This is a genomic window from Streptomyces sp. CA2R106 (genome assembly GCF_037034245.1).
Classification (GTDB): domain Bacteria; phylum Actinomycetota; class Actinomycetes; order Streptomycetales; family Streptomycetaceae; genus Actinacidiphila.
Window position 1 is genome coordinate 33720 of sequence record NZ_JBAGKC010000025.1, and the last position, 21229, is coordinate 54948.

Consider the following 21229-nt stretch of genomic DNA (forward strand, 5'->3'; position numbering starts at 1 on the left):
CTGCGGGCCGCCCCGGTCAGGTGTCGCGGCGGGACAGCAGCCAGGGCTCGACCACGCCGAGCCCGCGGACCGGGCGGCGCCACATCGGCTGGAGCGCGAAGCGGTACTTCTCGGTGGTCGCGTCGTCCGCCTCGACGTCCGCCTCCGACAGGGGCGCCTCGCCCGCCGCGCCGAGCGCCTCCGCGAAGTCGCCGTCCACCAGGACCGCGTCCCGGGGCGCTATCGAGGTGAGGCGGGAGGCGAGGTTGACGGTGGTGCCGAACACGTCGCCCATGCGCGTGGTGACGGTGCCGAAGGCCATCCCCACCCGCAGTGCGGGCATCGTCTCGTCGCCGGTCATCGTCTCGATCAGCCGCATCCCGATCTCGGCCGCCGTACCGGGGTCGTCGGCGACGAAGAGCACCTCGTCGCCGAGCGTCTTGATCAGCCGCCCCCCGTACGCGGCGACCTGGTCGGCCGCGGTGGTCTCGAACGCCTCGACCAGCTCGCCGAGTTCCTCCTCCTCCAGCCGGCGGGTGAGCCGGGTGAAGCCGACCAGGTCGGCGAAGCCGACGGCGAGCCGGCGGTCGACCGCCTCTTCGTCGTCGGACTGCACCACCCGGCTGGTGGCGGCCGCGACCTGGCGGCGCCAGACGTAGATCAGGAACTCCTCCAGCTCGGGCAGGAGCAACTCGACCAGCGGGTAGGCCACCTCGGCGCGGGTCATACCGGGCTCGGGCGGCTCGGTCAGCCCTTCGAGGAAGGAGTCGGTCTGCCAGTCGGCGAGCCGCGCGGTGGTCTGCCCGGTCGACCGCGCCACCTGGATCGCCATCGACTCGCTGAGCAGCCCCGCCTCGACCAGGCCCGCCAGCCGGCGCAGCGCCAGCACGTCGGCCTCGGTGAGCGCCTTGGCCTGGCCGATGTCGGCGAAGCCCATGGCCCGCCAGAAGCGGGAGGCCAGGTCCATGGACACGCCCGCGGTGCGGGCCGCCTGGAAGGGGGTGTACTGGCGCGGCGCGCCCAGGATCAGCTGCTCCAGCCGGAGGGCGAGCGGGTGTTCGCCCGGGCCCTCGGGGTCGCCGCCGTCCCCGGGGTCGCCAAAACTGCCCGGGTCACCCGGGTCGCCCGCCTCACCGGACACGTCCGGCTCACCCGAGGTCTCACCCGGCTCACCCGAAGACTCGTCCGAAGACTCACCCACGGTCCCGCCCGAAGGCTCACCCGCGGTCTCGTCCGGGTCCTGGACGGCACCGGCAGGCGCCGGCTCCCCGCCGCCCTCACCCTCGGACACGTGCCCGGGCCCGTCACCGGACGCGGCGCGCGCACCGCCCGCAGCGGCACGCGCACCGTCGGAGGCGGCATCGCCGCCGGGGGCGCTCGGCGGGGGGCTGTCGTTGTCCACGCTTACCGCCCGGCCCCTGAGAAGTCCCTGCGCACAGCCCTTCCGATCATCGAGACGACGCAGCCCCTCAACGATACGGCAGGTGTGCCCTGGCTCACTCTCCTTCGGTGGGGCGCAGATGGACGACGTCCCCGGCGTCGACCGGCTGCTCCCCCTGCGGCCCGGCGATCACCAGCCGCCCGTCGCCGTCGACCGCCACCGCCGTGCCGGACAGGTCCCGGCCGCCGGGCAGCTCGGCCCGCACCTGGCGGCCGAGCGTGGCGCAGCCGGCCGCGTAGGTCTGCTGGAGCCGGGAGGCGGCCGGGTCGCCGTCCGCGGCGCGCCAGGCGTCGTACCAGTCGCCGAGCGAGCGCAGCACCGCCCGCAGCAGCGGGTCGCGGTCGGTGCCGGCGGCCCCGGCCAGCGCCAGCGAGGTGGCGGTGCGCACCGGCAGTTCCTCGGCGCGCAGCGAGACGTTGAGCCCGATGCCGAGGACGACGGCGCCGTCTCCGACCCGCTCGGCGAGGATGCCGCCGGCCTTGCGCTCCTCGCCGTCGACGGTCAGCAGCAGGTCGTTGGGCCATTTGAGGGCCGTGTCGACGCCGGCGGCGCGGGACAGCGCGGTGGCGGTGGCCACCCCGGCCAGCAGCGGCAGCCAGCCCCACCGGTGCACGGGGACGGGCCGGCGCACACCGTCGGCGGTCGCGGCCGCCTCACCCGGTCGGAGCAGGACCGAGAAGAACAGTCCGGAGCGGGCCGGGGCGCTCCAGCGCCGGTCCAGCCGGCCGCGGCCGGTGGTCTGCTCCTCGGCGACCAGCACCGCGCCCTCCGGCGTGCCGGCGGCGGCCCGGGCGGACAGGTCGCTGTTGGTGGAGCCGGTGGCCTCCACCACATCGAGCGAGGTCCATACCGCTTCCGGTGTGACCACCGCCTTGCGCAGGGCCACGGCGTTGAGCGGCGGCCGTTCCAGGTCGGACCAGCGGCTGGACGTCATGCCCCCACCCTATGAGCCGCGCCCGCCGCCGGGTGCCGCGCCCGCCCGGCACGTACGGGATGTGGTGAACGCCGCACTGCTCGTTCGTCTCCGTCACCACTACGCTACGCAACAGCGTTACTCGCCAGTCACGTACGCGCGGACCGTACGCGTACGACCCGCCGAGAGCAGGAGAGCCGCCTCCATGGCCGAGCCGCAGTACGACATCCACACGACGGCGGGCAAGCTCGCCGACCTGCGCCACCGCATCGAGGAGGCGACGCACGCCGGCTCGGCGCGTGCCGTGGAGAAACAGCACGCCAAGGGCAAACTCACCGCCCGGGAGCGGATCGAACTGCTGCTGGACGAGGGGTCGTTCACCGAGCTGGACGAGCTGGCCCGGCACCGCTCCACCAACTTCGGCATGGCGGCGAACCGGCCGTACGGCGACGGCGTCGTGACCGGCTACGGCACCGTGGAGGGCCGCCCGGTGGCGGTCTTCTCACAGGACTTCACCGTCTTCGGCGGGGCGCTGGGCGAGGTGTTCGGCGAGAAGATCGTCAAGGTGATGGACTTCGCGCTGAAGACCGGCTGCCCGGTGATCGGCATCAACGACTCCGGCGGGGCCCGCATCCAGGAGGGCGTCACCTCGCTGGGCATGTACGGCGAGATCTTCCGCCGCAACACCCACGCCTCGGGGGTGATCCCGCAGATCAGCGTGATCGTCGGCCCCTGCGCGGGCGGCGCGGTCTACTCCCCCGCGATCACCGACTTCGTGGTGATGGTCGACCAGACCTCGCACATGTTCATCACCGGGCCCGACGTCATCAAGACGGTCACCGGCGAGGACGTCGGCATGGAGGAGCTGGGCGGCGCGCGCACCCACAACACCACCTCGGGCAACGCCCACCACCTGTCGGGCGACGAGAAGGACGCCTTCGAGTACGTCAAGGCGCTGCTGTCCTACCTGCCGGGCAACAACCTGGAGGAGCCGCCCGCCTTCCCGGCGACCGCGGACCTGGCCGCCACCGACGAGGACCGCGAGCTGGACACGCTGATCCCCGACTCGGCCAACCAGCCGTACGACATCCACCAGGTCATCGAACACGTGCTGGACGACGGCGAGTTCCTGGAGACCCAGGCGCTGTTCGCGCCGAACATCGTCACCGGGCTCGGCCGGATCGAGGGCCGGCCGGTGGGCGTGGTCGCCAACCAGCCGCTCCAGTTCGCCGGCTGCCTGGACATCAACGCCTCGGAGAAGGCGGCGCGGTTCGTGCGCACCTGCGACAGCTTCAACATCCCGGTGGTCACCTTCGTCGACGTCCCCGGCTTCCTGCCCGGCACCAGCCAGGAGTGGGACGGCATCATCCGCCGCGGCGCCAAGCTGATCTACGCCTACGCCGAGGCGACGGTCCCGCTGATCACGATCATCACGCGCAAGGCGTACGGCGGCGCGTACGACGTGATGGGCTCCAAGCACCTGGGCGCGGACCTCAACCTCGCCTGGCCGACCGCCCAGATCGCGGTGATGGGCGCGCAGGGCGCGGTGAACGTGCTGCACCGCCGCACGCTGGCCGAGGCGGCCACCCCGGAGGAGGCCGACGCGCTGCGGCAGCAGCTGATCACCGACTACGAGGACACGCTGCTGAATCCTTACGTCGCGGCCGAGCGCGGCTATGTGGACGCGGTCATCGAGCCGTCCAGGACCCGTGCCCACCTGGTCAAGGCGCTGCGCACGCTGCGCAACAAGCGGGAGAGCCTGCCGCCGAAGAAGCACGGCAACATCCCGCTGTGACGCCCGTGTCCGGCCGCTCGTGCGTGGTGTCCGCGCCCTTGCGCCCCGCGCTTCCGTGCTTCCGCGCTTCCGTGCTTCCGTCGACAGGAGGACCGCAGAGATGATGATCAAAGTGGAGCGGGGCCGGCCGACCCCGGAGGAACTGGCGGCGGTCGTCGCGCTGGTCCAGGCGCGGGCCGCGGCGGCCGACCTGGGCGGCGGGCCGGAGCCGGCCGTGCGCAGCTCGTGGTCCGACCCGGCGCGTACGGTGCCGGGCGTCGCGCCCCGCCCCGGGCCGGCGGCGTGGCGCACCTCGGTGTGGCCGGCCTGACCACCGGTCCCGACCGGGCGGCAGTGAGTACCCGTACTCAGGCGCGGGGCGGCGCCGCGGTCCACCCTTGACGGCATGCTCTGGTCCGACGATCAACCGCGCCAGCGCGACGAGGAGTTGCGCCGGGCCCAGCTGATGGTGCGCCGGGCCATGCTGGTGCTCGCGGTGGCGGCGGTCGTCGGGATGGCGGTGGCGGCCTGGCACGCGTGACGGGCCGTGCAGGCGTTGCGCGGCCGGAACGGGACCGCGGGGCCGGGGCAGCGGCGGGCCTCTCCTACGATGGCCCGGTGACCTCGACACCGCGCCGCGCCCTCGTCCTCGCGTCCGCCTCGCCCGCCCGCCTCGGGCTGCTGCGCCAGGCGGGGCTCGACCCGCGGGTGGTGGTCTCCGGCGTCGACGAGGAGGCGATCACCGCGCCCTCCCCCGCCGAGCTGGCCCGCGTGCTGGCCGAGGCGAAGGCCACCGCGGTCGCGGAGGGCGGGCTGCTGGACGGCGGTGAACTCGTGGTCGGCTGCGACTCGGTGCTGGAACTCGACGGCGGGGCGCTGGGCAAGCCGCGGGACGCCGCCGAGGCGACCGACCGCTGGCGCGCGATGCGCGGGCGCAGCGGGGTGCTCAGGACCGGGCACTGCGTCATCGACACGGCCGACGGCCGCCGGGTCTCCCGGACCGCCTCCACCACGGTGCACTTCGGCACCCCCGACGACGACGAGGTCGCGGCCTACGTCGCCAGCGGCGAACCCCTCCACGTCGCCGGTGCCTTCACCCTCGACGGCCGTTCGGCGCCCTTCGTCACCGGCATCGAGGGCGACCCCGGCAACGTCATCGGCCTGTCCCTCCCCCTGCTGCGCACCCTCCTGGCCGAACTGGGCACCCGCCTCACGGACCTGTGGGCGTAGCCGCCTAGGTGGCCGGGGCGGCCTCGGCCACTCCGGCGGAGTCGTCGCCCTCGTCGGGCGCGTACATCAGCAACGTCCCGACCAGCAGGGCGAGTACCACCATCATCGCCACGAAGGCGTACCAGCCGACCAGGCCCACCACGACCGCGCCGACCACGCCGTGGACGACCGCGCAGACGATGAGGACGATCCGCCCCACCCGCCCGGCCATCTCGTCGCGCAGCGCGATCCGCGCCACCAGTACCGCGCAGCACAGCAGGAAGAGCGCGAAGACGCCGCCGGCCGCCCACGCGCCGACGGTCATGGCGTGCGTCGGCAGCCCGCCGAGCGACATCTGCTGGCGGCGAACCGCCAGCCCGAGTATCCAGTTGACGGCCGCGATGGTCAGCGCGTCGAGCACGAGCACCACCGCGGTCGCCACGGCTATCCCTCTGCGCATTCCGTCCCCCTTGTCATGCCTGCCCGCCTTCGGGCCGGTTGGCCCCCGCGGCGCGCACCTGCGCCGCGGCCCGACCCGCCGGGATTTCCACGGGAGTTACCCCAGGTACCCAGGGCTCGCAGGCTACTCACGGGTATGCGCGGCGGCAAGGGTCCTGACCCAACCACCCGCCAGGGAACGCGCGGCAGCAAATTTTCCGTCCGCTGTTCGTAGGAATCCCACAAAGGATCGGCGCGTCGCAGGTCGGCCGACATGCGAGACGCGATCCACACCCGGGAGTGCGGGACATTGCGCCAATCCGCGCCGTACCTTGGAATGAGCAGGCTTTCACGGGGTTCTCCAGGCCCCTGGATCACCCTGCGTGTGGGCAACCTCACGTCCAGGGGCGCCTCGGTTTCAAGTGTGGCCATTGCCTAAACTCTGCTTGTTCCAAGGAGGGAGCCATCGTGCGCAAGGTGCTCATCGCCAACCGCGGTGAAATCGCTGTCCGTGTCGCTCGTGCGTGCCGGGACGCCGGCATCGGCAGTGTCGCGGTGTACGCGGAGCCGGACCGGGACGCCGTCCATGTCCGGGTTGCCGACGAGGCGTACGCGTTGGGTGGTGACACCCCGGCGACCAGCTATCTCGACATCGGGAAGGTGCTGGCCGCCGCAGCCGAGTCCGGGGCGGACGCGGTCCACCCCGGTTACGGGTTCCTGTCGGAGAACGCCGAGTTCGCGCAGGCCGTGCTGGACGCCGGACTGACCTGGATCGGCCCGCCGCCGCAGGCGATCCGCGACCTGGGCGACAAGGTGGCGGCCCGTCACATCGCCCAGCGCGCGGGCGCGCCGCTGGTGGCCGGCACCCCCGACCCGGTCTCCGGCGCGGAGGAGGTCGTGGCGTTCGCGAAGGAGCACGGCCTGCCCATCGCGATCAAGGCCGCCTTCGGCGGCGGCGGCCGCGGCCTGAAGGTCGCCCGCACCCTCGAAGAGGTCCCCGAGCTGTACGACTCCGCGGTGCGCGAGGCGGTGGCCGCGTTCGGCCGCGGCGAGTGCTTCGTGGAGCGCTACCTGGACCGCCCCCGGCACGTCGAGACCCAGTGCCTGGCCGACACCCACGGCAACGTCGTGGTGGTCTCCACCCGCGACTGCTCCCTCCAGCGCCGCCACCAGAAGCTGGTGGAGGAGGCCCCGGCGCCCTGGCTGTCGAAGGAGCAGAACGCGCAGCTGTACAGCGCGTCGAAGGCGATCCTGCGCGAGGCCGGCTACGTGGGCGCGGGCACCTGCGAGTTCCTGGTCGGCCAGGACGGCACGATCTCCTTCCTGGAGGTCAACACCCGGCTCCAGGTGGAGCACCCGGTCACCGAGGAGGTCTCCGGGATCGACCTGGTCCGGGAGATGTTCCGGATCGCCGACGGCGAGGCGCTCGGCTACGACGACCCGCCGTCGCGGGGCCACTCGTTCGAGTTCCGGATCAACGGCGAGGACCCGGGGCGCAACTTCCTCCCGGCGCCGGGCACGGTGACGCTGTTCACGCCGCCGTCGGGCCCCGGGGTGCGGCTGGACGCGGGCGTGGAGTCCGGCAGTGTGATCGGCCCGGCGTGGGACTCGCTGCTGGCGAAGCTGGTGGTGACCGGGGCGACGCGCGAGCAGGCGTTGCAGCGCGCGTCCCGTGCGCTGGGCGAGTTCACGGTGGAGGGGATGGCGACCGCGATCCCGTTCCACCGCGCGGTGGTGGTCGACCCGGCGTTCGCCCCGGTGGACGGGAACCCGTTCACGGTGCACACCCGCTGGATCGAGACGGAGTTCGTCAACACCATCCCGCCGTTCGCCGGGCAGGCGGCCGACGAGGAGGAGGGCGGCGGCCGGGAGACCGTCGTCGTCGAGGTCGGCGGCAAGCGCCTGGAGGTCTCGCTGCCCGCGCACCTGGGCATGACGCTGGCCCGTACGGGGCTGGCCGCCGGTGCCAAGCCGAAGCGGCGGGCCGCGGCGAAGGCGACCGCGGCGGCGTCCGGTGACACGCTGGCCTCGCCGATGCAGGGCACCATCGTGAAGGTGGCCGCCGAGGAGGGCCAGAAGGTCGCCGAGGGCGACCTGATCGTGGTGCTGGAGGCGATGAAGATGGAGCAGCCGCTCAACGCGCACCGCTCCGGCACCGTCGTGGGCCTGAAGGCGGAGGTCGGCGCGTCGATCTCCTCCGGCGCGCTCATCTGCGAGATCAAGGACTGAGGTCCGCGCGGGGCGCCCGGCGTACGGGGCGCGGCAGCGGGCGGCGGGCGACCTTCGGGTCGGCCGCCGCCCGCTTCTCGGCTCCGCGGCCGCTCAGCGCAGCCGGGGCTTCGGGGGCGCCTTGAGCAGCAGCACCATCACCAGGGCGGCCGCCACGAAGACCGCCGCGAGGGTGAACGCGGCCGTGGCGCCGCTGATGAACGCGTCGCCGTGCGTGTGCCGGGAGACCGTGCCGAAGACGGTGACCAGGACCGACAGCCCGAGGCTGCCGCCGACCTGCTGCATCGTCTGGAGCAGGCCCGAGGCGGAGCCGGCCTCCTTCGGCTGGACGCCGGAGAGGATGAAGGTGTTCAGCGGCATCATCGTCCAGCCCACCCCGAACCCGATCAGCATCAGCGGGCCGAGCAGCCCGGCCGCGTAGCCGTCGGAGCTGCTGAGCTGGGTGATCCAGACCGTGCCCGCCAGGTTGAGCGGCAGCCCGAGGGCCACCACCGTCTTCGCGCCGAACCTGCCGATCATGCGTGGCGCGAGCCGCGCGGCGACGAACAGCAGCCCGGCCAGCGGCAGGAACGCGAAGCCGGTCCGCAACGGGCTGAAGTGCAGATAGGTCTGGAGGTACTGGGTGGTGAAGTAGAAGACGCCGAACATCCCGGCCGGCACCAGCAGCATCACGCCGTAGGCGATGGCGCGGTTGCGGTCGGCGAACAGCCGCAGCACCACCAACGGCCGCTCCACCCGCGTCTCGTTGACCAGGAACGCGCCGAGCAGCGCGATGGCGGCCACGAACGAGGTGATCGCGCGTCCGTCGCTCCAGCGGCTCTCGCCCACCCGGATGAAGCCGTAGACCAGGGTGGCCATGCCGAGGGTGCCGGTCAGGGCGCCCGCGACGTCGAAGCGGCCGCCGCGGTGGCGCTCGGTCTCCGTGACGAAGCGCGGGGCCAGCAGCAGGATCGCGGCGCCCACCGGCACGTTGACGAAGAACACCCAGCGCCAGGTGCCAAGGTCGGTGAGGATGCCGCCGGCGGTCAGCCCGATCGCCGAGCCCGCGCCGGAGACCGCGGAGAACACGCTCAGCGCCCGGTTGCGCTCGGTGCCCTCGGCGAAGGAGGTCGCGATCAGGGCGAGGGTGCTGGGTGCGGCGAGCGCGGCGGCCGCGCCTTGGAGGCCGCGGGCGACCAGCAGGGTGGTGGCGTCGTTGGCCAGCCCGCCGGCGATCGAGGCGACGGTGAAGGCGCCGACGCCCCAGACCATCGCCGTCCGGCGTCCGACCAGGTCGCCTATTCGGCTGCCGAGCAGCAGCAGGCCGCCGAAGGCGAGGGTGTAGACGTTGAGCACCCAGGACATGCCGGTCGCCGAGAAGCCCAGGTGGGAGCCGATACCGGGGAGTGCGACGTTCACCACGGTCGCGTCGAGCAGGATCATCAGCTGGGTGCCGACGATGGCACCCAGCACGAGGTACGGATGGGCACGGCCGCGGGCTGAACGGTCCGCGCCCGGGAGACGGGTCGCGCTGGTCGCAGGGGCCGCAGGGGTCGAGCTTCTCGGGCGGGGTGAGCCGTCGGAGTCACGCGTCGTGGGCGTGGGCATGGCGAGGAAGCCTCCAGCGGTGGAAGTAAACGGAGGTCGTCTCCGAAACTATACGGAGACTTCCTCCGGAACCACCACCGGAACTACCATCTATTTCGGCGGGATGTTCCGGGACGGAGGCGTGACCAGGATGCGGGCAGACGCACAGCGCAACTACGACCGTTTGCTCGAAGAGGCGCGGCAGGCGTTCATCGTGCACGGCACCGACGTCGCACTGGAGGACATCGCCCGGCACGCGGGCGTCGGCATCGGCACCCTCTACCGCCACTTCCCCAACCGTTACAGCCTGATGAACGGCGTCTTCCACCGCGAGATCGACGCGCTGTCCGAGCGGGCGGCCGAACTCGCGACCGCGGCCGACCCGACCGAGGCCCTCACCACGTGGCTGTACGCGATCGCGACGCACTCCACCCTCTACCGCGGCATGGCCGCCGCCATCGGCGAGGCGTCGGACACACAGATGCCCGCCTGCAAGGTGCGGATGCGCGAGGCGGGTTCGGTGCTGCTGACCCGCGCCCAGCAGGAGGGCGACGTCCGGGCGGACATCCAGATCGGCGACCTGCTGAAACTCACCTACGCGGTGGTGCAGGCGGCCGAGAAGGACCCCTCGGAGCACGGGGTGTTCAAGCGGCTCATGACGCTGATGATGGAGGGCATCCGGGTCCGGCAGCCGGCACCGGAACTCCAGCGGTGAGCGCCCACCGGGCGGCGGCTCCCCGGGGGCGCTTCCCCGGGGAGCCGGCCGCTCGCGTTCAGCGGCGGCGGACGTCCGCCAGGCGGGCCGCCGAGCCCTCGCCCGCCGAGCCCAACGGCGGGGCGCCGCGCAGCGGGTGGTGCCGCCGGGGGCCGGGCAGCCCCCGTCCGGAGGCGAGCGTCTCGGCGGTGGCGGCCGAGGCGGCCGCCGCGCCGGCACCCGGCACCGGTGCCACGGTCACCTGCACACCGCGGTCGGCCAGCGCCTGGAGTTCGGTACCCGCCCGCTCGTCGTCGGGCTCGGAGTCGTCGGTGACGAGATGGGTGATCTGGTCGGTCGGCACGGTCTGGAACATCGTGTCCGTACCGAGCTTCGTGTGGTCGGCGAGCACCACCACCTCCGCCGCGGCCTGCACCAGCGCCCGGTCCACGCTCGCGGAGAGCATGTTGGACGTCGACAGCCCGCGTTCGGCGGTCAGCCCCGCGCCGGACAGAAACGCCCGGGACACCCGCAGCCCTTGCAGCGACTGCTCGGCGCCGCTGCCGACCAGCCCGTAGTTCGAGCCGCGCAGGGTGCCCCCGGTCATCACCACCTCGACACGGTTGGCGTGCGCCAGCGCCTGGGCCACCAGCAGGGAGTTGGTCACCACGGTCAGCCCGGGCACCCGGGCCAGCCGTCTGGCCAGTTCCTGCGTGGTGGTGCCCGCACCGACCACGATCGCCTCGCCCTCCCCGACGAGGCCGGCCGCGAGATCGGCGATGGCCGTCTTCTCCGCGGTCGCTAGATGGGATTTCTGCGGGAAGCCGGACTCCCTGCTGAAGCCACCCGGCAACACCGCACCGCCATGCCGGCGGTCCAAGAGTCCTTCCGCCTCCAGCGCCCGCACGTCCCTGCGCACGGTCACTTCGGACGTCTGGACGACCCGGGCGAGCTCCCGGAGCGACACCGCTCCGTTGGCCCGCACCATTTCCAGAATCAACTGACGACGTTCTGCAGCGAACACAGAACCGACAGTAATGCCAACGACCGGACGGTTTCAGCGTTTTGCGCCCGTTGATGGAAGTCGTTCACAAAACAGACCGCCAAGTGCTATACCTCGACCGCACGTTCCCTTCCCACCCTAGGCGCGCCCGAGGTCCTTCAGGCGCACCGCTCCGGGCGCGAAGCTGCTGGAGTCGATGGCGACGTCCATGTTCCCCAGGTCGATGGACTGCACCTGCCACAGCCGCCCCGCGAACTCGACGGTACCGCCGACCGGCACGTCGCGGAACGTGCCTCCGCCCTCCTTGCCCATCACCGTGCTGATGTCGCACCGCGGCGGGTCCGCGGCGATGTCGGTCACCACGATGGACTTGTCGACGCCGCTGTCGTCCCGCGAGTTGACCGGCACGTGCCAGAGCAACGACAGCACACCCGCGCGGGTGGTGGGCCAGTCGGACATCTTCCCTCCCGTCTCGGCCGGAGCGTGCAGCCCCGGGCCGGTCAGAACGACGCGGTAGGTGCAGATCTCCGCGACGGTGTACACATGCCCGGCGAGGGTGACGTGCTGTGCGACCTTCACCGTGTGCCGGATGGAACCGGTTGCCAGCTCCGCGGTGCGGCTGGTGCCGTCCGCGTGCGCCGCGTCGTAGGCCACTTCCGTGCCGCCGGGCAGCGTGGCCTTGGCGTGGAGCAGGACGTGCAGCCCCTGCGCCGCTTTCCGCCCCGCGCACTCCGGCCCCGGGTCCATGGACGCGGAGACGGAAGGGCTCGGGGGATGCCCGGCTGTCGTACCCGAGTTGCCGCACGCGGCCGCAGCCAGGAGGCAGATACCGGCCCCCACCGCCCGGGCCCGCTTCCTCGACACGTCCATCAGCCCACCGAGAGCCGCTGCGGAGCGGTGAAGTAGTCGTGGTACTGCTGCGGCGTGACGGTGATGTCGCGGTCCGGCCCCCAGGGGTTGCCCAGGATCATGTTGCCGTCGCCGTCGAAGCCCTTCACATAGAAGACGTGCCGCGTCACGTACTTGTCGTTCCAGTGGGGATCGAGGCCCTTCGACTTCAGGTCGGCGTCGGACGGCGTGGCGACGATCACCGGATGGCTCGACTGGTACGCCTTCTTGACCCCGTCGAAGCCGCCGTCGATCGACTTCGACTTGTCGCCGGTGACATAGGGCGGCGCCTTGTCGGTCTCGTCCCACTCGGTGGCGCCGTAGTCGCCCTGCTCCGTGCGGTCGTAGAGCGGGTCGTCCTCGTGGCCGTCCGGGGCGCCGCCCTTGTCGCCCGCGTACATCAGGGCGAACGCCTTCTCGTAGTAGGCCGGCCAGCTCTCTCCGGTGCCGTAGGCGGACACGGGGACGTCGTTGCCGTCCATCGGGATGTCCGGTGTGACCGTCACCCAGTGCATCTTGCCGCTCTTGTCCCAGATCCGCACGTTCACCGTGCCGTTGGGATTCTGCTTGATGCCGTCGGCGATGAACTTCGGGTCGGCCTGGGCGGTCGCCTCCAGCGACGCCATGTACCAGCAGTCCGCGATCTGGCCCTGTGACACCCCGGAGGCATCGACGGTCCCGGGGTTCTTGAACAGCGGGTCCGTCGGCATGCCGTAGTGCATGTCCGGTACGCCCTCGCCCCGCTGGGAGTTCTGGCCCTCCAGCCAGGCATCCGTCGTGTCGAATCCCGGCTGCACCGGGAAGGCCGCCTCGATCTTGGGCCAGTGCGTGGGCCCCGCCTTGGCCAGCAGCGAACTGGTGAAGTCGCGGTACTCGCCGGCGGGCAGGCCGTTGTCGTGGTCGAAGGGCCAGATGCCGCTGCTGCCGGTGTGGGCGGCGACGGTGTTGAAGTGGGCGAGGTCGCCGGCCGGGACCTTGTCCAAGAAGGCGTCGAGTTCCGCCGGGGTGAGCCCGTCCAGGTCGCCCTTGATCCGCTCCAGGTCCGAGCGGCCGGCGGTGTCCCCGGCGTCCTTGCCGTTGAGCTTCGCGAGGTCGCTCATCGCAGCGTTGATCTTCTTCTGGTCCGGCGCCGTCTCGTCGTCGAAGTAGAGCGAGGGGTCGATGTGGTAGCCGCCGTCGACGAGGGCCTTCACTCCGGTGAGCTGGGCGTTGCGGCGCTTCATCGACGCCTGGGTGCCGTCGAGCTCGCGGACCAGAGTGCCGGGCAGGCAGCGGTAGTTGCCGAAGAAGATCCCTCCCATCAGGTCGCCGACGAGCGGCTGGAGCAGGGAACTGGTGGTGACCGGTGTGCTGCCGTCGAGCAGTTCGTCGGCGCGCGTGAGCAGGGCGGCGGTCCTGCGGTGGAGGCCACCCGCGCCCTCGCTCGCCTTCTGCAGGTCCCCGGCCAGCGTGGCGATCTTGTCGGTGTCGAAGCCGGCGAACTCCATCAGTGCGCCCCCTTCGCGGCCTCGTCCTCCAACGTCTGGGCCGCGTTCTCCCAGCGCTTGGCGTCGGCGACGAGGTCGGACGCCATCTGGTGGAGTGTGGACTTGCGCGAGCCGAGCATCGCGGTCGTCGTCTCGGCGTACGGGCCTTTCCAGATCCCGGAGTTGGCCTGGGCGACCGCACTGTCCAGATACGGCCCCAGAGAGCCCGCGATCGTGCGGGCGTCGCGCGCGCAGTCGCGTAAGTCGTTCGCTCGCTGCTTCTTCTGAGCGGGCGTCTCGCCCGGTTCGTCCGGCGCTCGTCCCATGTGGCACCCCCCGATGGACACAAAGTGGTGCCACCGTAGGGGGCGGGGAACGCGGATGGAGGGCGGACAGACCGGGCGTTACGGAACCGCAACGACCGTGACCGTCCGGTGACAACCAGTGATCACCGGCCGGGGGCGGGGCGTCAGTTGGCGTGGTTGACCTTGCGGGTGTGGAGTTGGCGGGCGACTTCGGCGATCGAGCCGGACAGCGAGGGGTAGACGGTGAAGGCGTTCGCGATCTGCTCGACGGTCAGGCTGTTGTCCACCGCGATCGAGATGGGGTGGATCAGCTCGCTGGCCTTGGGCGCGACCACCACGCCGCCGACCACGATCCCGGTCCCGGGGCGGCAGAAGATCTTGACGAAGCCGTCGCGGACGCCCTGCATCTTCGCCCGCGGGTTGCGCAGCAGCGGCAGCTTGACGACGTTCGCCTCGATCCGCTTGGCGTCGATGTCCGCCTGGGAGTAGCCGACGGTGGCGATCTCCGGGTCGGTGAAGACGTTGGAGGAGACGGTCTTGAGGTTGAGCGGGGCCACCGCGTCGCCGAGGAAGTGGTACATCGCGATCCGGCCCTGCATCGCGGCGACCGACGCGAGCGCGAAGACACCGGTGACATCGCCGGCCGCGTAGACGCCGGGGGCGCTGGTGCGGGAGACCTTGTCCGTCTTGATGTGGCCGGCGTCGGTGAGCTTGACGCCCGCCTCCTCCAGGCCCATCCCGCCGGTGTTGGGGATCGCGCCGACCGCCATCAGGCAGTGCGTGCCCTCGATCACCCGCCCGTCGGCGAGCGCGACCTCGACCCGGTCGCCGACCCGCTTCACCGACTGCGCCCGGGAGCGCGCCATCACGTTCATGCCGCGGCGGCGGAAGACGTCCTCCAGGACGGCCGCCGCGTCCGGGTCCTCGCCCGGCAGCACCCGGTCCCGGGAGGAGACGAGGGTGACGCGCGCGCCGAGCGCCTGGTACGCGCCGGCGAACTCCGCGCCGGTGACGCCGGAGCCGACCACGACCAGCTCCTCCGGCAGCTCGTCGAGGTTGTAGACCTGCGTCCAGTTCAGGATGCGCTCGCCGTCGGGCAGCGCATCCGGCAGCTCGCGCGGGCGCGCGCCGGTCGCGATCAGCACCGCCTCCGCGGTCAGCCGCTCGGTGCTGCCGTCGGCCGCCTCGACCACGACACACCGGGTGCCCCCGGCGGTCTGGCACCCCTCCAGCCGGCCCCGGCCGCGCATCACCCGGGCGCCGGCCCGGGTCACGGCCGCGGTGATGTCATGCGACTGGGCGAGCGCGAGCCGCTTCACCCGGCGGTTGACCTTGCCGAGGTCCACCCCGACCACCCTGCCGGAACGTTCCAGCGGCGGCGCGTCGTCGCCGACGATGATGCCCAGCTCCTCGTAGGAGGAGTCGAAGGTCGTCATCACCTCGGCCGTGGCGATGAGCGTCTTGGACGGCACGCAGTCGGTCAGCACCGACGCACCGCCCAGCCCGTCGGTATCCACGACGGTCACCTCCGCGCCGAGCTGCGCCGCAACGAGCGCGGCCTCGTAGCCGCCGGGTCCGCCACCGATGATCACGATCCGAGTCACGTACCCCATTGTCCCGCACGTGCCAAGCGACCGCCGCCAGGGTCCCGCCCGTACGGCGGAAGGGCGCGCGGAAGCGATCGCGGAAAGAGCGCGCACCCCGCCCCTGACCTGCCGCCGACCCGCCTTCCGCTCCTTACGCCGGGTGAACGCCGCTCCCGTACTCTCGTGTCCATGTCGCTCTACGCCGCCTACGCCGGCAACCTCGACGCGCGGCTGATGACGCGCCGCGCCCCGCACTCCCCGCTGCGCGGCACCGGCTGGCTCGACGGGTGGCGGCTGACGTTCGGCGGCGAGCAGATGGGCTGGGAGGGCGCGCTGGCCACGCTCGTGGAGGCACCCGAGGAACAGGTCTTCGTCGGCCTCTACGACATCGCCGAGGTGGACGAGGAGTCGATGGACCGCTGGGAGGGCGTGCCCCTGGGCATCTACCGGCGCACGACCCTGCGGGTCCACACCCTCGACGGCGACGTGGCGGCCTGGCTGTACGTCCTCAACGACTACGAGGGCGGCCTGCCCTCCGCCCGCTACCTCGGCGAGATCGCCGACGCCGCCGAGTCCGCCGGGGCGCCCCACGACTACGTGATGGAGCTGCGCAAGCGGCCCTGCTGAGGTGGCGCAAGCGGCCCCGCTGAGGCGGCCCGCACGGCCCCGCCCACCCGGGTGGACGAGCGCCGACCCCCTCGTAGATGGTCGGAAGATCCGATTTCCCACCACCAGGTCTTCGCGGCGTCTACGCGCGTAGGGAAACACGGGTTACTCTCATCCGCGTGAACGCTTCCCCAGAACCCGATCCCTACGCCGCGGCCGAGGCCGCCGCCGCCCGCCTCCGCGAGCTGACCGGCGCCGACACACACGACGTGGCCCTCGTCATGGGCTCGGGCTGGGTGCCCGCCGCCGACGCACTCGGCGCCCCCGACCACGAGGTACCGGTCACCGATCTGCCCGGCTTCCCCGAGCCCGCCGTCGCCGGGCACTCCGGACAGGTCCGCTCGGTACGGATCGGCGCGGTGCGCGCCCTGGTCTACCTCGGCCGCACCCACCTCTACGAAGGGCGCGGCGTCGACACCGTCGTCCACGGCGTCCGCACCGCCGTCGCCGCCGGCTGCAAGACCATCGTCCTCACCAACGGCTGCGGGGGGCTGCGCCCCGGCTTCCTCCCCGGGCAGCCCGTCCTCATCAGCGACCACATCAACCTCACCGCCACCTCGCCCCTGCGCGGGCCGCGCTTCGTCGACCTCACCGACCTCTACTCGCCGCGGCTGCGGACGCTGTGCCGCGAGGTCGACCCCACCCTGGAGGAAGGCGTCTACGTCCAACTGCCCGGGCCGCACTACGAGACGCCCGCCGAGATCGGGATGGTGCGGGCGATAGGCGGGGACCTCGTCGGGATGTCCACCGCCCTCGAGGCGATCGCTGCGCGCGAGGCGGGGGCCGAGGTGCTCGGGATCTCCCTCGTCACCAACCTCGCGGCCGGGATGACCGGGGCGCCCCTCAACCACGAGGAGGTCCTCGAGGCGGGGAGGGTTTCCGCGACGCGGATGGGGGCGCTCCTCTGCGAGGTGCTGGGCCGCCTCTGAACGGTGCCCATCCCGCCCGCCCGCCCCTTTGCCCTCAATCGCCGGGCAGGCCGATCATCGGTACCCGCCACAAACAAGCCCGCCCGGCGATTGAGGGCAGGCACACGGCACAACCCGCACAAACCCCGAGCCCGCCCGGCGTTTGAGGGCAGGCGAGACCGGAAGAAGGTGAACCGACGGTGCGGCTGGAGCCCACGCAGTGGATCGCTGAGGACCCCGACCCCGAAACCCGCGCTGAGCTGGAGGCTCTGGTAGGGGCCGCGGCGGAGGGCGACGAGGAGGCCCGGGCGGATGTGGCGGACCGTTTCCGGGGGACCCTGGAGTTCGGTACCGCCGGGCTGCGCGGGGCGATGGGCGCGGGCCCGATGCGGATGAACCGGGTGGTGGTGATGCGCGCCGCGGCCGGCCTGGCCGCGTACGTGAAGGACGCGTTCCCGGACCACCCGGGCGGCGGCCTGGTCGTGATCGGGTACGACGCACGGCACAGGTCGGAGCGCTTCGCCCGGGACACCGCGGCGGTGCTGACGGGTGCGGGCCTGCCCGCTGCGGTGCTGCCGCGCCCGCTGCCGACCCCGGTCCTGGCGTTCGCGATCCGCCATCTCGGCGCCGCCGCGGGCGTGATGGTCACCGCGAGCCACAACCCGCCGCAGGACAACGGCTACAAGGTGTACCTCGGCGACGGCTCGCAGATCGTGCCGCCCGCGGACGCGGAGATCGCCGCGCGGATCGCGGCGGTGGGCCCGTTGAAGACGGTGCCGGCCCCCGAGGACGGCTGGACCGTGCTGGGCGAGGAGGTCGTGGCGGCGTACCTGGAGCGCGCGGTGGGGGTCGTCGCGCCGGGCGGCCCGCGCGAGGTGTCCACCGTGTACACGCCGATGCACGGGGTCGGCCTGGAGACGCTGCGCGCCGCGTTCGACCGGGCCGGCTTCCCCGCGCCCGCGGTGGTGCCGCGGCAGGCGGAGCCCGACCCGGACTTCCCGACGGTGGCGTTCCCCAACCCCGAGGAACCCGGTGCGATGGACCTCGCGTTCGAGGCCGCCCGCGCGCACGGCCCGGACCTGGTGATCGCCAACGACCCGGACGCGGACCGCTGCGCGGCGGCCGTACCGGACCCGGCCGCGCCCGGCGGCTGGCGGATGCTGCGCGGCGACGAGCTGGGTGCGCTGCTCGCGGTCCACCTGGTGCGGCGCGAGGTGGCCGTACCGGGCCGGGACACCTTCGCGGCGAGCATCGTCTCCTCGTCGCTGCTGTCGAAGATCGCCGCCCGCGCCGGCCTCGGCTACGCCGACACCCTCACCGGTTTCAAGTGGATCTCCCGCGTGCCGGGCCTGCGCTACGGCTACGAGGAGGCGCTCGGCTACTGCGTCGACCCGGCGGGGGTGCGCGACAAGGACGGGATCACCGCGGCGCTGATGGTCGCCGAACTCGCCGCCGACCTGAAGCGGGAGGCCCGTACGCTCGGCGACCTGCTCGACGAACTCGCCCTCGAGCACGGGCTGCACGCCACCGACCAGCTCTCCGCGCGCGTCGCGGACCTGTCACTGATCGGCGCGGCCATGGAGCGCCTGCGGGCGCACCCCCCGGCCGCCCTCGCGGGGCTGGACGTCACCGGCGTCGACGACCTGGCCGCCGGGTCGGCGGAACTGCCGCCCACCGACGGCCTGCGCTACCGCCTGGCCGGGCCCGGGGTGGACGGTGCCCGGGTGGTGGTCCGGCCCAGCGGCACCGAGCCGAAGCTCAAGTGCTACCTGGAGGTGGTGGTGCCGGTCGCCGCCGCCGCGGCCCTGCCCGCGGCCCGCGCCGCCGCGGCCGGCCTGCTCACCGCCCTCAAGCGCGACCTGGCGGCCGCGGCGGGCATCTGAACCGGCGTACGCCGCGGCGCCGTGCGCCTTCTTCGCGCACGGCGCCGCGGCGTACGGGCGAACGGGAGGTACCGGTCCCGTTCAGGCGGCTGTCTCAGGCGGTGGCCGCCAGCACCGCCAGCACGATCGCGCCGGCCACCGATGGCGCGATGACCTCGTAGCACCAGCGGATCACCGGGTGCGCCTGCTCCTCCTCGCCCGGCCGCGCCTCGTGGCGGTCGGCCAGTTCGCGCAGTTCGTACACCGCGCGGTCGGACGGCGCCCGTACGGTGCCGTCGGCGTCCGGCTGCCCCGGGCGGCGGCGCGGGATCGGGCCGAACGGGTCGCGGCGGCCGCCCCCGGACTGGGCCCGCTCGGTCTGCTTGGCCGCGCTCTTGCGGGCCCGCACCGACACCGGGATCGCCCACAGCTGGAACTTGCGGCCGCCGGCCAGCATCTCCGTCGAGTAGCCGGAGCGGATGCTCTCCACGCCGGGCCACGGCACCGTGATCGTACGGAAGGGGTTGCGCACCCGGATGCGGTCGTCGTTGGCGTAGACCACCGGACGCAGGGTGAACGCCACGATCAGGGGGACCGCGCAGAGCATCGCGGCGAGCGCGAGCCACGGGGTGTGGCCGGTGCCGCGGGCGACCGCGTCGCCCCCGATCCACCCCACCAGGACGAGCAGCAGCACACCGCCCACGACCCCCGCGACCGAGCGGTAGGCGCGGTCGGCGTACTTCGGCTGCCCGTCCCCGGCCGCGGCCGGACCCGAGCGGTCCTTCTTCGAGCTCGTCATCCCCCGATTCTGCCTCACGGCGCGCCGGACCCCCCGGTCTGCCCCGTCCGCGGGGCTGCGGGACCTTGCGGTGGGTGGGTGGCCCTGACCCTCCCGGCTGCCCCGTCCTGTGGTTCCGGGACCACCTCCCGGTGGGTGGGCCCTCCGGGCTGCCCCGTCCTGTGAGTGCCGGGGCCTTGCGGTCGCCACGGGCTGGTCGCGCAGTTCCCCGCGCCCCTGGTAATGCTCGGCTCCTCCCGCGAAAGAAGCTCGCGCCGCAAAGGGGCGCGGGGAACGGCGCGCGCAACAGGTCACCGGCCCGCCGCCGGGCGCGCGCCGCAATCACAACGGCGAGAGCCCGAGGGGCGCGGGGAACGGCGCGGTCAGCCGGACGCCGGGGGGTGGTCCCGGGACGGGGGGAAGCGCGCACCCCGGGGGGACTGGCCGACCTGTTACGCGCGTAGATATGGTGATGTGGTGACCATGTCCTCCGAAGTTCCCCCGCCCCCTCCCGACGTCGCCGACGCCGTCGGCGTGCCCGGCACCCCCGGCGTCCCCGGCGTGCCCGGCCTCGCGGACGTCGCCTCTTCCGCCCAGGCCCTGCGCAGCTACCTGCACGGACTGCCCGGCGTGGACGCCGTCGGCCTGGAGGCGCGGGCGGCAGCCCTGGGTACGCGCTCGATCAAGACGACCGCGAAGGCGTACGCGATCGACCTGGCGATCTCGATGATCGACCTGACCACGTTGGAAGGCGCGGACACGGCCGGCAAGGTCCGCGCCCTGTGCGCGAAGGGCGTCCGCCCGGACCCCACCGACCGTACGGCCCCGCGCGTCGCGGCGATCTGCGTCTACGGGGACATGGTCGCGACCGCGAAAGAGGCGCTGGCGGCGGCGGGCGGCGAGCAGGTGCACGTCGCCGCGGTGGCGACCGCGTTCCCCTCCGGCCGGGCCGCGCGCCGCGTGAAGCTCGCGGACACCGCGGAGGCGGTCGCGGCGGGCGCGGACGAGATCGACATGGTGATCGACCGCGGCGCGTTCCTGTCCGGCCGCTACCTGGACGTCTTCGAGGAGATCCGGGAGGTGCGGGCGGCCTGTGTCCGCCCCGACGGCACCCGCGCCCACCTGAAGGTGATCTTCGAGAACGGCGAGCTGTCGACGTACGACAACATCCGCCGCTGCTCGTGGCTGGCGATGCTGGCGGGCGCGGACTTCATCAAGACCTCGACCGGCAAGGTCTGGGTGAACGCCACCCCGGCGAACACCCTGGTGATGCTGGAGGCGGTCCGCGACTTCCGCCGCGCGACCGGCGTGCAGATCGGGGTGAAGCCGGCCGGCGGCATCCGTACCGCGAAGGACGCGGTGAAGTACCTGGTGATGGTGAACGAGACCCTGGGCGACGACTGGCTGTCGCCGCAGTGGTTCCGCTTCGGCGCCTCCAGCCTCCTCAACGACCTGCTGATGCAGCGGCAGAAGCTCAGCACCGGCCGGTACTCCGGTCCCGACTACGTCACGGTGGACTGATCC

Annotated in this window: 20 protein-coding genes; 10 read left to right on the top strand and 10 right to left on the bottom strand. The window is 72.8% G+C overall.

Annotation, left to right across the window (positions count from 1 at the left end; all coding sequences use genetic code 11):
- Positions 1 to 16: 16 nt before the first annotated feature.
- The gene (locus WA788_RS27435; RefSeq protein WP_335981702.1) at positions 17 to 1180 is read right to left on the bottom strand and encodes an adenylate/guanylate cyclase domain-containing protein; all 1164 of its coding nucleotides are present in this window, start codon (positions 1178 to 1180) and stop codon (positions 17 to 19) included.
- Positions 1181 to 1475: 295 nt separating this feature from the next.
- Positions 1476 to 2354 (bottom strand): biotin--[acetyl-CoA-carboxylase] ligase, encoded by an 879-nt coding sequence (locus tag WA788_RS27440; RefSeq protein WP_335981704.1) that lies wholly within the window; start codon positions 2352 to 2354, stop codon positions 1476 to 1478.
- Positions 2355 to 2538: 184 nt separating this feature from the next.
- On the opposite strand from WA788_RS27440, the gene WA788_RS27445 reads away from it, so the two are divergent.
- From WA788_RS27445 to WA788_RS27460, 4 genes are all read left to right on the top strand, one after another.
- A complete protein-coding gene (locus tag WA788_RS27445; RefSeq protein WP_335981705.1) occupies positions 2539 to 4128 on the top strand; it encodes an acyl-CoA carboxylase subunit beta in 1590 nt (529 codons plus the stop codon).
- A gap of 100 nt (positions 4129 to 4228) precedes the next feature.
- Complete coding sequence (locus tag WA788_RS27450; RefSeq protein WP_435124818.1) at positions 4229 to 4438, top strand: acyl-CoA carboxylase epsilon subunit; 210 nt, start codon at positions 4229 to 4231, stop codon at positions 4436 to 4438.
- Between the two features lie 75 nt (positions 4439 to 4513).
- Positions 4514 to 4648, top strand: coding sequence for a morphogenic membrane protein MmpB (gene mmpB, locus WA788_RS27455; protein WP_335981706.1), 135 nt, complete (start codon positions 4514 to 4516; stop codon positions 4646 to 4648).
- Between the two features lie 77 nt (positions 4649 to 4725).
- Complete coding sequence (locus WA788_RS27460; RefSeq protein ID WP_335981707.1) at positions 4726 to 5337, top strand: nucleoside triphosphate pyrophosphatase; 612 nt, start codon at positions 4726 to 4728, stop codon at positions 5335 to 5337.
- Positions 5338 to 5341: 4 nt separating this feature from the next.
- Here WA788_RS27460 and WA788_RS27465 read toward each other — a convergent pair whose 3' ends face one another.
- Positions 5342 to 5776 (bottom strand): hypothetical protein, encoded by a 435-nt coding sequence (locus tag WA788_RS27465; protein WP_335981708.1) that lies wholly within the window; start codon positions 5774 to 5776, stop codon positions 5342 to 5344.
- A 446-nt stretch (positions 5777 to 6222) separates the two neighbouring features.
- Here WA788_RS27465 and WA788_RS27470 point away from each other — a divergent pair, with 446 nt between their 5' ends.
- Entirely contained in the window at positions 6223 to 7983 is a 1761-nt protein-coding gene (locus tag WA788_RS27470; RefSeq protein ID WP_335981709.1) for an acetyl/propionyl/methylcrotonyl-CoA carboxylase subunit alpha, read from the top strand.
- A gap of 93 nt (positions 7984 to 8076) precedes the next feature.
- On the opposite strand, the gene WA788_RS27475 is transcribed toward WA788_RS27470, so the two are convergent.
- On the bottom strand, positions 8077 to 9570 hold the full coding sequence (locus WA788_RS27475) for an MFS transporter (protein WP_335981711.1): 1494 nt from the start codon (positions 9568 to 9570) through the stop codon (positions 8077 to 8079).
- A 130-nt stretch (positions 9571 to 9700) separates the two neighbouring features.
- Between WA788_RS27475 and WA788_RS27480 the strand changes: the two genes are divergently transcribed.
- Positions 9701 to 10264 (top strand): TetR/AcrR family transcriptional regulator, encoded by a 564-nt coding sequence (locus WA788_RS27480; RefSeq protein WP_335981713.1) that lies wholly within the window; start codon positions 9701 to 9703, stop codon positions 10262 to 10264.
- A 58-nt stretch (positions 10265 to 10322) separates the two neighbouring features.
- Here the strand turns inward: WA788_RS27480 and WA788_RS27485 are convergent, their stop codons facing one another.
- From WA788_RS27485 to WA788_RS27505, 5 genes are all read right to left on the bottom strand, one after another.
- On the bottom strand, positions 10323 to 11231 hold the full coding sequence (locus tag WA788_RS27485; RefSeq protein ID WP_435172850.1) for a DeoR/GlpR family DNA-binding transcription regulator: 909 nt from the start codon (positions 11229 to 11231) through the stop codon (positions 10323 to 10325).
- Positions 11232 to 11384: 153 nt separating this feature from the next.
- Positions 11385 to 11993 (bottom strand): hypothetical protein, encoded by a 609-nt coding sequence (locus tag WA788_RS27490; RefSeq protein ID WP_335981716.1) that lies wholly within the window; start codon positions 11991 to 11993, stop codon positions 11385 to 11387.
- Between the two features lie 122 nt (positions 11994 to 12115).
- Positions 12116 to 13621 carry a C2 family cysteine protease gene (locus WA788_RS27495; protein ID WP_335981718.1) on the bottom strand — a complete coding sequence of 502 codons (1506 nt, stop codon included), beginning with the start codon at positions 13619 to 13621 and terminating at the stop codon, positions 12116 to 12118.
- A complete protein-coding gene (locus WA788_RS27500; RefSeq protein WP_335981719.1) occupies positions 13621 to 13926 on the bottom strand; it encodes a hypothetical protein in 306 nt (101 codons plus the stop codon). Before WA788_RS27500 ends, WA788_RS27495 begins: the two co-directional genes overlap by 1 nt.
- A gap of 143 nt (positions 13927 to 14069) precedes the next feature.
- Positions 14070 to 15518, bottom strand: a complete 1449-nt coding sequence (locus tag WA788_RS27505; protein WP_335981721.1) for an NAD(P)H-quinone dehydrogenase — start codon at positions 15516 to 15518, stop codon at positions 14070 to 14072.
- A gap of 162 nt (positions 15519 to 15680) precedes the next feature.
- Here WA788_RS27505 and WA788_RS27510 point away from each other — a divergent pair, with 162 nt between their 5' ends.
- From WA788_RS27510 to WA788_RS27520, 3 genes are all read left to right on the top strand, one after another.
- Positions 15681 to 16118, top strand: a complete 438-nt coding sequence (locus WA788_RS27510) for a gamma-glutamylcyclotransferase (RefSeq protein WP_335981722.1) — start codon at positions 15681 to 15683, stop codon at positions 16116 to 16118.
- Positions 16119 to 16276: 158 nt separating this feature from the next.
- The gene (locus WA788_RS27515) at positions 16277 to 17086 is read left to right on the top strand and encodes a purine-nucleoside phosphorylase (RefSeq protein WP_335981724.1); all 810 of its coding nucleotides are present in this window, start codon (positions 16277 to 16279) and stop codon (positions 17084 to 17086) included.
- A 179-nt stretch (positions 17087 to 17265) separates the two neighbouring features.
- Positions 17266 to 18948, top strand: a complete 1683-nt coding sequence (locus WA788_RS27520; RefSeq protein ID WP_335981726.1) for a phospho-sugar mutase — start codon at positions 17266 to 17268, stop codon at positions 18946 to 18948.
- Between the two features lie 94 nt (positions 18949 to 19042).
- On the opposite strand, the gene WA788_RS27525 is transcribed toward WA788_RS27520, so the two are convergent.
- Entirely contained in the window at positions 19043 to 19726 is a 684-nt protein-coding gene (locus WA788_RS27525; RefSeq protein WP_335981728.1) for a PH domain-containing protein, read from the bottom strand.
- A gap of 462 nt (positions 19727 to 20188) precedes the next feature.
- Here WA788_RS27525 and deoC point away from each other — a divergent pair, with 462 nt between their 5' ends.
- Positions 20189 to 21226: a deoxyribose-phosphate aldolase gene (gene deoC / locus WA788_RS27530; RefSeq protein WP_335981824.1), complete on the top strand. Its 1038-nt coding sequence runs from the start codon at positions 20189 to 20191 to the stop codon at positions 21224 to 21226.
- Positions 21227 to 21229 lie beyond the last annotated feature (3 nt).